Below are 9,576 nucleotides of genomic sequence, written 5' to 3' on the forward strand. Positions count from 1 at the left end.
GCCTTTCGGCACGGGCCGGCCCTATTCCCGCACGCAGCTGATGACGCTGTTGCGCGAAGCCAACTTCACACCGGGCGCCTGGGGCGATGCCCTGTTCTTCCCGCCTTCCACCAGCCGCTGGATGATGCGCCTCGCCCAAGTCCTGGAACGCGCCGGCCGCCGGTTCTGGCCGATCTTTTCAGGCGTGATCGTGGTGGAAGCGCAGAAGCGGCTGTATCAGGGCATTCCGGTGGCCAAGCGCGTGACGCGCCGCGTTCTGGTTCCGGCGCTGAGTCCTCAGGGTGCGGTGCGGGTGCGCGTTAGTGAGCGCGAGCGTTAAGCGCGCGAACCTTTTCCACGATTTTACGGCTTGCCGACAGTTCTCCCAACGTGACTTTCAGAAGCGGGTCACGGCTCTCGATGCTGTCCAATGTTTCCTTCAGGAAAAGAAGCAGTTCAGCGGTGCCTTCCACCTCGTCGAGCGAATAGCGACCCGGATCAACATTGGCTTCATCAAGTTGCGCCCGAACCCGAGCCAGTTTTTGCTGCAGGGTCCGTAGATGCGCCAACGCCTCAGCTATCAAGCCGTCGATCGACGCGCCGCCAGCGACTCGCGTGCGCAAAAAATCGGCGGTTTCCTCAGAAACAGCTATGGTCAACCGCTTAGGCATCGAGTGACCTCCGATTTGGACCGCTATCCATGAAAGCTGCCAGCCTCAATTGTTGTCGCCCTGATCATCTCGCAGGACGTCTCTGCCCGCAGAGTAGATGCGTACAACATTCACCCGGTCCGTCAGAATACGATAGATGATCGTCTGACGCTTTCGGAACGAAAACGAACGTCTGCCCTGACCCAGTTCGTCTCGGCGACGTCCCAGTTCAGGCATCTCAGCTAATTTCATGCACGCATCAACGATTTCCAACGCATAGCTTACGGCGCGAACTGGATTGTCGAGCGCGATGAAAGCTTCGATTGCATCCAGATCACGAATTGCTTGATCTGTGGAAGTGACAGCGAGCTTCACGAATGAGCATTCAGTTCTGCAAGACGCCGTTCCAACCGAGCTTTGACCTCTTCCAGCGAGTAGCGCCGAGGGTCTTTTTCCGCCTCGTCCAACTCCGCTTTCATCCGCGCCGTCTGTTCCTGCTGGTGTCGCAACACGTCGAACGCTTGCTGAACGACCTCGTTGCTCAAAGTCTCGCGGCCACTACCCGTGATGTGCTCACTGACGAAGTCCGCGAGATCATCGGGCAGGTTCACCGTAAACTGCTCATCGCGCATGGTTTCGCTCCAGTTCGCTTGCCCGAAAATAGCACACCCAGCACCCCGCGTCAGCGGCGCAGCATGAACACCGCTTGCTGGCCGAAGAAGTTCCAGAACCACCAGGGCATGGACAGGCCGATCTTCTGGCCGCTGCCGTCGAGTGCTGCGGCGCTCTCGACCTTGGCGCCGACTTCGTCGCAGAGTTTGACGAAATCGCGAATGGTGCAGAAGTGGATGTTGGGCGTGTCGTACCAGCTATAGGGCAGATGGCGGTTGACAGGCATCTGGCCCTTGAAGGCGAGTGCGAGGCGGTTGGGCCAATAGCCGAAATTGGGGATCGACACGATCACCTTGTCGCCAATGCGCAGCAGATGCTCCAGCACCGCTTTCGGGTTCTTGGTGGCCTGAAGCGTCTGGCTCAAGATGACGTAATCAAAGCCGCGATCTGGATAGAAAACGAGGTCGGTGTCGGCATCGCCTTGGATCACCGACAGGCCGCGCGCCACGCATTCGTTGACGCCGCGCTGAGACAGTTCCACGCCGCGCCCATCCACCTGCTTTTCGCCGGCAAGCTTTTCCAGAAGCAAACCATCGCCGCAGCCGACATCGAGCACCTTCGCTTGAGGCTTGATATAGGAAGCAACGACATCGAGGTCGAAACGGGTTTGGCGCTCGCCGATGGTGAGTTTCGGTGGTTCCTGGCTCATTGCGCGGCCTCCGGCAGGCCGTAGGCGCGGGCGGCCGAGCTGATGAAGCCGTTGATGGCGGCGAACAGTTCGGGCTCGTCGAGCAGGAAGGCGTCGTGGCCGCGATCGGTCTCGATCTCGACAAAGGACACCGACGCGCCGGCGGCATTCAGCGCGTGCACAACCGAGCGGCTTTCAGAGGTCGGGAACAGCCAATCGGAGGTGAAGGACACCAGGCAGAAGCGCGTCGAGGTGCCGGCAAAGGCGTCGGCCAGCCGTCCATCATGGTCCGCCGCCAGATCGAAATAATCCATGGCGCGGGTCATGTAGAGATAGGAGTTCGCGTCAAAGCGGTCGACGAAAGTCATGCCCTGATGGCGCAGATAGCTCTCGATCTGAAAATCGGCATCGAAGCCGAAGGTCAGCTGGGACCGATCCTGCAGGTTGCGGCCGAACTTGCGATGCAGCGCAGCTTCCGAGAGATAGGTGATGTGGGCGGCCATGCGCGCCACCGCCAGACCCTTCTCCGGCCGCTTATCCTCTTCGATATACTTTCCGCCGCACCAATCGGGGTCCGCCATCACGGCCTGACGGCCAACCTCGTTGAAGGCGATGTTCTGCGAGGAGTGACGCGGACCTGTGGCGATCGGCAAGGCGCTGAACACGCGGCTAGAATGGCTCGCCGCCCATTCCAGAACCTGCATGCCGCCCATGGAGCCGCCGATCACGCAAAACAGCTGGTCGATGCCGAAATGATCCACCAGCATGGATTGCGCACGCACCATGTCGGGGATGGTGATGACCGGCAGATCGAGGCCATAGGGCTTGCCGGTGGACGGGTTGATCGAGGCCGGACCGGTCGAGCCGAGGCAGCCACCAATGACATTCGAGCAGATGACGAAGAAGCGATTGGTGTCGACGATCTTGCCGGGTCCGATCAGCACATCCCACCAGCCATCCTTAGCCGTCACGGGATGGGTGTTGGCGGCATGCTGGTCGCCCGTCAGCGCATGGCAAACAAGGACAGCGTTGGACCGCGCCTCGTTGAGCGTGCCATAGGTTTGGTAGGCGATCTGGAAGGGCGCGAGATCGACACCAGCATCGAGCTTAAGGGGTTTGTCGGGGCCGAAGCGCAGAACCTGACTTGTGGGTTTATTTGCTTCGTCGGCGGCAAGCAGCCGGCGCGAGCGCGCGAGCTTCGGCAAGGTAATCATGGTCGGGCAACCCCAGGGAAAGATGGACTTAGCTAGGGAAGGACGCCCTGTCCTGTCAATGGGGCGTCGAGGCGGCACGCCGCTTTGAACTCGACAAGCCGTTGCGTCAGGTTTATTCGCCGGTATCAGTCAGCACTGACTTATCAGCCGAAGCCAAGAACGAGCGCCGTCATGAGCACCGAAGCCGTCCAGGATCGCCCCACACCCAAGCCCGGCGTGCTGGACATCGCGGCCTATGTGCCCGGCAAGTCGACCGCATCGGCTGGCGTGAGCAAGATTCACAAGCTGTCGTCCAACGAGAATCCGCTGGGTGCGTCGGATAAAGCGATTGCCGCCGTGCGCGACACGGCCGGCCACATGGAATTCTATCCGGATGGCTCCGCCACGGTTTTGCGCGAGGCGATCGGCGAAGCTTACGGGCTGCACCCCGCCAACATCCTGTGCACCAACGGCTCGGACGAAGCGATCGGCTTGCTGGCGCAGGTCTACCTGCAGCCGGGCGACGAAGGCATCTTCACCGAACACGGCTTCCTGGTTTACCGCATCTACATCCAGTCGGCCGGCGGTGTGCCTGTGGTGGTCAAGGAAAAGGATGAAACGGCGGAAGTCGACGCGATCTTGGCGGCAGTCACGCCGCGCACGAAGATCGTCTTCCTCGCCAACCCCAACAATCCCACGGGCACCTATATCCCGTTTGCTGAAGTGCGGCGCCTGCATGCCGGTCTGCCGAAGAACGTGTTGCTCGTTCTGGATGCTGCCTATGCCGAATATGTCCGCCGCGAGGATTACGAGTCCGGTGTGGATCTGGTGAAATCGGCGCAGAACGTGGTCATGACCCGTACGTTCTCTAAGATCCATGGCCTGGGCGGCATGCGCATCGGCTGGCTGTACGGCCCCGAGCATATCCTCGATCCGCTGAACCGCGTGCGTGGCCCCTTCAACGTCAATGCTGCTGCAATCGCTGCCGGTGTTGCGGCGATCCGCGATCAAGCGCATGTCGAGAAGACCGTGCAGCACAACGAGACCTGGCTGCCCTGGCTGACGGAAGAGCTGACCAAGCTCGGCCTTCGCGTGACGCCCAGCGTCGGCAACTTCATCCTCATCCATTTCCCGCCTGCGGAAGCGCATTCGGCGGCGAAGGCGGACGATTATCTCAGCGCCCAAGGCTATATCTTGCGGCGCGTTGCGGGATATGGCTTCCCCAACGCGCTGCGAATGACCGTGGGCTCCGAGGAGGCCAATCGTGGCGTCGTCGCGGCCTTGAGTGACTTTCTCAAGACCTGAAGAAACAAATCCATGTCTGAAATTCTGTTTGAGAAGATTGCCCTGATCGGCATCGGTCTCATCGGCTCCTCCTTGGCGCGTGTGATCCGCCGCGAGGGCCTCACCAACCACATCGCCATCTCCACCCGCAGCGAGCAAACGCTTGAAGAAGCTCGGCAATTGGGGCTGGGCGACAGTTACGCGATCGATGCGAAAGAGGTCGTGCGGGACGCTGATCTCGTGATCATTTCCGTCCCGGTCGGGTCGTCCGGAGCCGTCGCGGAGCAGATCGCGCCTGCCTTGAAAGCGGGTGCGATCGTGACCGATGTGGGCTCCACGAAGGCCTCGGTAATCGGACAGATGCTCCCGTTTTTGCCGAAAAACGTCCATTTTATTCCCGGTCATCCCATCGCAGGCACCGAAAAGTCGGGTCCATCCGCCGGTTTTGCGGAGCTTTTTCGGGGGCGCTGGTGCATTCTGACCCCCCTGCCCGGAACGGATCAATATGCGGTGGAACGCCTCGGCCGCTTCTGGGAAGCATGCGGTTCGCGGCTCGACACGATGGATCCGAACCACCACGACAAGGTGCTGGCGATCGTCTCACACCTGCCGCACATCATCGCCTACAACATCGTCGGCACGGCCGATGACCTGGAAACGGTGACGGAATCCGAGGTCATCAAATATTCGGCGTCCGGTTTTCGCGATTTTACGCGGCTGGCGGCGTCCGATCCGGTGATGTGGCGCGACATCTGCCTGCACAACAAGGACGCGATCCTTGAAATGCTGGCGCGCTTCTCCGAGGACTTGTCTTCGCTTCAGCGGGCGATCCGCTGGGGCGACGGCGACAAGCTGTTCGAGATGTTCACGCATACGCGTGACGTGCGCCGCTCGATCATCGAAGCAGGTCAGGAAGTCGACCTGCCGGACTTCGGCCGACAGGCTGCTGCCAAAGTTTAAGGCCGCAGCGGCGGGATATCGCCGAGCGTGATGAACGCGATCGATGCCCTGCCCTTGGCGATCGTCAGGGGCAGCGACGGCGCGTTGCCGAGCATGGTCAGGCCGGACGAGGCCATCTCGATTTCCTTGCGCTGCTCGGGAAACAGCGCCGTCAGCACCCGGGCAATGGCGATCGGCTGGCGCGCAGTCAGCGTCAGCTGTGCGTCGATGAGGCCTGAAGAGTCCACCGAAAGCGGGCCGGACAGGCCGATCGAGGCATCCGGGCCGAAAGACAGGGTCAAGGCGCGGATCTCAGTCTTGTAGCCGAGTTCGATCGCTTGGGGCGACGTGGCGAGGGTGACGCCGTCGAACACCGTCATATTGCCTTCAGCGTTCAGCCCCGGCGCGCCTTCCGCATCCGAAGCGCCGTTCAGCCGCAGATTGGTGAAGCGTGCCGCGAGATCAACATCGCTGTTGTTGGCACGCATATGGACCTGCGCGTTTTCGGCCTTGAACAGGCCCTGCCCGCCAGCACTTTCCCCGACAACGACATCGCGCCCTTCAACCGAAACGGCCGATGGCAGCGGTTCGGCCAGGCGCACGCTGGCATGCATGAGGTTCCAGGACAGTGACAGCGGCACGAGGCCGGGCAGCACGGCTTCCATCGGGCCATCGAGCTCGCCGACGATCGTGCGGGGATCATAGACCTGAGCGGCCGAGCGGAATGCGCCGGCTTTCAGCTGCACATCGCGAGCCGGGGTGGAGTAAAGCACGCCGTTGCAGAACAGGCCGATACGGAAGGGAAAGCCTTGCACGGTCTGGTCGACGCAATCGGCCTCTCCGCCTGCCGCGCGGATGTCGCGCAGCGAGCGGTTGGCCGAGCTTTCCAGCCGTCCCGCCAGATAATACCAGCCGGCGACGTAAGCGCAGATTACCACGAGCACCACGAGCGCAAGCACCAATATGCGCCGGAAGATCGGTGAACCCTGCTGGTCACTTGACGTCATGGAAAGGTCTGCTTTTTCTTATCGAATACGGGAAGATCGGCGTGGCTGGGTATGAACCTGGCGAACGGCTCGAATCCTTGCGGGAGTTCAGAAGCCATCTCTTCCGGCGATATGGGCGATTTTTGGGTGTTTGGCTACGGTTCGTTGATTTGGCGGCCGGGCTTTGCGCATGTGGAAACAAGACGCGCCCGTTTGCACGGGTTTCGGCGGTCGCTTTGTGTGCTTTCAACCGGTCACCGGGGAACGCGCGAACGAAAGGGTCTGGTGCTCGGCCTCGATCGCGGCGGCTCCTGCATCGGCCTCGCCTTTCGCGTGCCCGGAGCCCTGCGAGACGAAGTCATCGCCTATCTGCGCGAACGCGAATTGGTGACGCATGTTTATCGCGAGCGAGTTTTGACCGTGACGTTGAGCGATGGCTACCGCGTGCCTGCGCTGACCTACGTCGTCGACCGAGAGCATCCGCACTACGCCGGCGCGCTTGAAGCGCGTGAGGCGGCGGCGATTGTTTCCGGCGCGAAGGGCTATTCGGGGCCCAACGAAGATTACGTCCTCAACACGGTGGAGCATCTGCGCGCCTTGCGCATACGCGATCCGTGGCTGGAGGAAGTGGCTGCCTTGTTGCCGCAGCCCGCAAGCGTCAGCGCTTGACGGAAACGCCGAGTTCCCCCAGCCGCTTGAGGGCCGTTGGCGGCAAAGGCGGCGGGTTGGGACCGGTTGCGGCGTCAACCAGCATCTGGTCGCAGGCGGCTTCCGTTTCCGCGATCAACCGCTCCAGAAAGGCTTTACGGTCAAGGCCGGGCGGGATCGGCGGTAGAAAACGCGCATGGATCGTGCCGGGATAGCGCAGGAACTTGCGGCGCGGCCAGTAAAGACCGGCCGCATGGGCAACCGGTACGACCGGTACGTTCAGCTTGCTGTAAAGCTCGGCAATGCCCCACTTGTAGGCCGGCTCGTCGCCAGGGGCGCGACGGGTGCCTTCGGGATAGATGATGAGCTGCCGGTTGCGTTCCATCTCCTTCGATGTCGCGGCAACAACGGCGCGTAGCGCCTTGGCGCGCTCGCCGCGATTGACCGGCACCATCTGCATCTTGGCAACATACCAGCCGAAAAGTGGGATCCACATTAGCTCGCGCTTGAGGATGAACAGGGGATCCTTGAGGTAAGGGAAGAAGGCCAGCACGTCCCAGAAGGATTGATGCTTCGGCGCAAGGATGAAGGACGTGTTCGGCAGGTTTTCCACGCCCTGAATATCGCTCTTCGTGCCGGCGATGACGTGCTGCAACCAAAGGCTCGATCGCGCCCAGAACTTCGGCACGAACCAGGCCTTCAAGCGCGGCAGCACGAAATAGATCGGCGTGAACACGATCATCAAGACGATGAGGTTCACGTAAAAGGCGACGTTGTACAGGAAGGAGCGGATTGCGGTCATGCGGCGGGCCAGCAGGAGGGGCTTGCTGGGTAGAGCATTTCGGTCCCGAGTGGAATGGCCTGTCCGTTCAGAAATGCCGTGACGAGGGGCAACGGATGGCAATCAGCCGTTGGCCGTGGCCGAACCATCCGCCATGCCGGTCCAGCCGCGAGCAAGAGCTGCAAGGAATTTGGCATATTCGGTGGCGATCACCCGAAGCGCGTCCGGATCGGTCATCCAGCTGCCATCGCTCAGATTGGTGTTGACCACGGGATAAGGCTGAATCTCGACGCCGCGCAAGATGCGGCGCATTTCCAGCAGGCTGCGGGGCATATGGTAGTTGTTGGTGACGAGGATGACGCTGTTATAATGATGCGTCTGCATCCACTTGCCGCTTTCTTCCGCATTGCCGATCGTATCGAGCGCTGCGTGATCGATATCGACGCAGCAGGAAAACAGCTTGCGATCGCCGCCGGTTGCCAAACGTAGATCATCGCGGCCGGCCTTGGGATTAACGCCGCTGATCAGCAGCCGCTCACCCTTGCCGTCGTTGAGGAGATTGACGCCGGCATCGAGCCGGTAAAGCCCGCCGGTCAAGACGATGATGGCGTCGGCCTTGCGAGGATCCTGCGGGGTATCCAGCGTGGCGACATGGGTGGCGAAAGCGAGGAAGCCGACGCCCAGCATGAAGGCTGCAAACAAGCAGAACGAGACGATCCAGCGCAGAATGCGCGGCACGCGGCGGCGGGTTTGCGGCTGACCTTGCCGCAGCACATCCAGGCCCCGTTGGGTCGCCCGGTCTCCTTCCATGCTCTTCATCACGCTCATACTATCCTCGAACGCTCGCCGAGGAAATTCGCTCCGCTGCAACAAGGTGGTTGTACAGCATCGTCCTATTCCGAAGCTTGCTGGGACAGATCCATTTCGCTGAGGTAGCGGACCACAGTGAAATGGCTGGTGGCTGCGGTCAGCGCGCCGATCAAGAGCACGATCAAACCGACGCCGAGATAACCTGACAGGCCGATGGCGAAATTGCCGAACAAAGCGGTCGCTTGATCGGCTTCCGGCGTCGCCAAATTGCGTGACGACCACCAGCCGAAGCCGAGAAATACCAGCATCGCGAGAACGCCGCCAACCAGCGCGCCCTTCATGCCAGTAAGCAGGAAGTGGCGGCGGAACTCGGCGGCGATGAAGCGCGCTTCGGCGCCGACGAAGTGCAGCACTTCGATGATGTGACCATTGCCCGCCATCGCTCCACGCGTTGCGAACACAACGGACAGAACGGTGGCCGACAACATCAACACCAAAACCGCCAGACCGATCGTCACGGTTGTGCGCGCCATGGCCACCAGCCGGTCCACCCAGGTGCGGTGGTCATCCAAGGACGAGGTCGCGATTTCAGACGCCAGCAAGCTGCGCATGGAGCCGAAATCCGGCGGATTGGATTCATCGATCGTCACCACCACGAGGCGCGGCACTGGAAGGTCGTCGATGTTGAGGCCGGTTCCGAGCCACGGCTCCAGCAGGCGCGAAGTCGCGGCGCGGTCCACAACCGTGGCGCTGCGGACGCCGGCAAAGCCTGAAGCAATGCGGCTGGCGTCCACCAGCGCCTGTTCCATGTCCAGCCCTTCTCGCGGCCGGATCTGGATCGTCGCTTCGCGCGAAATCTGGCTTTCCCACATGGAAGCGGTGTCGCGCACGAGCGAAACGGCGCCGAGCGTCAAACAGGACAGAAAGGTCATGATCGCGATCACGAAGATCAGCGCGCGGCCGGCAATGTTTTGTTCCGGCACGATGGGCGCGGTGCGTCGGCGCG

12 protein-coding genes and 1 pseudogene are annotated in these 9,576 nt (G+C 61.5%); 4 read left to right on the forward strand and 9 right to left on the reverse strand.

All coding sequences use genetic code 11. The features are described 5' to 3' along the window. A pseudogene (locus RTX98_RS18220) lies at positions 1 to 319 on the forward strand (SAM-dependent methyltransferase); the annotation flags it as partial. Here the strand turns inward: RTX98_RS18220 and RTX98_RS18225 are convergent. From RTX98_RS18225 to metX, 5 genes are read right to left on the reverse strand one after another with little or no spacing between them, the layout of a single operon-like run. Continuing rightward, entirely contained in the window at positions 300 to 650 is a 351-nt protein-coding gene (locus RTX98_RS18225; RefSeq protein ID WP_312798212.1) for a hypothetical protein, read from the reverse strand. The pseudogene RTX98_RS18220 and the gene RTX98_RS18225 overlap by 20 nt on opposite strands. Positions 651 to 695: 45 nt before the next feature. Next, the gene (locus RTX98_RS18230; protein ID WP_312798213.1) at positions 696 to 1,004 is read right to left on the reverse strand and encodes a type II toxin-antitoxin system RelE/ParE family toxin; all 309 of its coding nucleotides are present in this window, start codon (positions 1,002 to 1,004) and stop codon (positions 696 to 698) included. Beyond that, positions 1,001 to 1,261, reverse strand: a complete 261-nt coding sequence (locus RTX98_RS18235) for a hypothetical protein (RefSeq protein WP_312798214.1) — start codon at positions 1,259 to 1,261, stop codon at positions 1,001 to 1,003. Before RTX98_RS18235 ends, RTX98_RS18230 begins: the two co-directional genes overlap by 4 nt. 50 nt (positions 1,262 to 1,311) lie before the next feature. Further along, the gene (gene metW / locus RTX98_RS18240; RefSeq protein WP_312798215.1) at positions 1,312 to 1,950 is read right to left on the reverse strand and encodes a methionine biosynthesis protein MetW; all 639 of its coding nucleotides are present in this window, start codon (positions 1,948 to 1,950) and stop codon (positions 1,312 to 1,314) included. Then, complete coding sequence (metX, locus tag RTX98_RS18245) at positions 1,947 to 3,143, reverse strand: homoserine O-acetyltransferase MetX (protein ID WP_312798216.1); 1,197 nt, start codon at positions 3,141 to 3,143, stop codon at positions 1,947 to 1,949. Before metX ends, metW begins: the two co-directional genes overlap by 4 nt. A 171-nt stretch (positions 3,144 to 3,314) precedes the next feature. On the opposite strand from metX, the gene hisC reads away from it, so the two are divergent. Both hisC and RTX98_RS18255 read left to right on the forward strand, forming a co-directional pair. Beyond that, positions 3,315 to 4,427, forward strand: a complete 1,113-nt coding sequence (gene hisC, locus RTX98_RS18250; RefSeq protein WP_312798217.1) for a histidinol-phosphate transaminase — start codon at positions 3,315 to 3,317, stop codon at positions 4,425 to 4,427. A 12-nt stretch (positions 4,428 to 4,439) separates the two neighbouring features. Further along, positions 4,440 to 5,366 carry a prephenate/arogenate dehydrogenase family protein gene (locus tag RTX98_RS18255; RefSeq protein ID WP_312798218.1) on the forward strand — a complete coding sequence of 309 codons (927 nt, stop codon included), beginning with the start codon at positions 4,440 to 4,442 and terminating at the stop codon, positions 5,364 to 5,366. Here RTX98_RS18255 and RTX98_RS18260 read toward each other — a convergent pair. After that, positions 5,363 to 6,352, reverse strand: coding sequence for a DUF2125 domain-containing protein (locus RTX98_RS18260; protein ID WP_312798219.1), 990 nt, complete (start codon positions 6,350 to 6,352; stop codon positions 5,363 to 5,365). The two genes, RTX98_RS18255 and RTX98_RS18260, sit on opposite strands and share 4 nt — an antisense overlap. 111 nt (positions 6,353 to 6,463) lie before the next feature. On the opposite strand from RTX98_RS18260, the gene RTX98_RS18265 reads away from it, so the two are divergent. Continuing rightward, on the forward strand, positions 6,464 to 7,000 hold the full coding sequence (locus RTX98_RS18265; RefSeq protein WP_312798220.1) for a gamma-glutamylcyclotransferase: 537 nt from the start codon (positions 6,464 to 6,466) through the stop codon (positions 6,998 to 7,000). Here the strand turns inward: RTX98_RS18265 and RTX98_RS18270 are convergent. The 3 genes from RTX98_RS18270 to RTX98_RS18280 form a co-directional block, all read right to left on the reverse strand. Next, a complete protein-coding gene (locus RTX98_RS18270; RefSeq protein WP_312798221.1) occupies positions 6,990 to 7,781 on the reverse strand; it encodes a 1-acyl-sn-glycerol-3-phosphate acyltransferase in 792 nt (263 codons plus the stop codon). The two genes, RTX98_RS18265 and RTX98_RS18270, sit on opposite strands and share 11 nt — an antisense overlap. 102 nt (positions 7,782 to 7,883) lie before the next feature. Continuing rightward, on the reverse strand, positions 7,884 to 8,579 hold the full coding sequence (locus tag RTX98_RS18275) for a YdcF family protein (protein WP_416223167.1): 696 nt from the start codon (positions 8,577 to 8,579) through the stop codon (positions 7,884 to 7,886). Positions 8,580 to 8,653: 74 nt separating this feature from the next. Further along, positions 8,654 to 9,576: ABC transporter permease (locus RTX98_RS18280; protein WP_312798222.1), on the reverse strand; the 923-nt coding region annotated here is incomplete at its 5' end.

This window comes from Tianweitania sp. (assembly GCF_032053605.1).
GTDB lineage: Bacteria > Pseudomonadota > Alphaproteobacteria > Rhizobiales > Rhizobiaceae > Tianweitania.